The organism is Vibrio sp. 1180_3 (assembly GCF_029478545.1).
GTDB lineage: Bacteria > Pseudomonadota > Gammaproteobacteria > Enterobacterales > Vibrionaceae > Vibrio > Vibrio aestuarianus.
Window position 1 is genome coordinate 1 of the sequence record NZ_SJFM01000160.1, and the last position, 564, is coordinate 564.

1 protein-coding gene is annotated in these 564 nt (G+C 45.2%); it reads left to right on the top strand.

Translation table 11 applies throughout. From position 1 onward, the window contains the following. Nucleotides 1-344: type VI secretion system tube protein TssD (gene tssD / locus EYW48_RS21395; RefSeq protein WP_277433066.1), on the top strand; the 344-nt coding region annotated here is incomplete at its 5' end. Nucleotides 345-564 lie beyond the last annotated feature (220 nt).

The window sequence follows — 564 nt, forward strand, 5'->3', positions numbered from 1 at the left end:
CTTCTGGTCAACGTGTTCATAAGCCATTCAAATTTACCGTAGCGCTAAATAAAGCGGTTCCGCTTCTTTATAACGCATTGGCGTCTGGCGAGAAGATGAAATCGGTTGAGCTAAAATGGTACCGCACCTCTATCGAAGGTAAGCAAGAAAACTTCTTCACCACCAAACTGGAAAGCGCGTCTATCGTGGACATTCAATGTGAAATGCCACACTGCCAAGATCCAACTAACTCTGATTTCACGCAAAACGTTACAGTATCAATGTCTTACCGTAAAATCCTGTGGGATCACATCAACGCTGGTACTTCAGGCTCAGACGATTGGCGCAAGCCTGTTGAAGCGTAATCACGCTTAGTTTTTTGGGTCGCTCGTTCGTGTTTCATGTCCTTGGGGCGGGCGACCCATATTGGAACCTTAAGCTCAGTACATAGCATTTTTTTGTGTATTGAGCTTAAGGTTTTTCGACATTCAAATGTGGAAGGGAAGAGAAATGGCGACGTTAAGTTTTAGGCTCAAAGTGGATGGGTTGGCAGACGACACCTTAGTGGTGCGTGAATATCAAGGG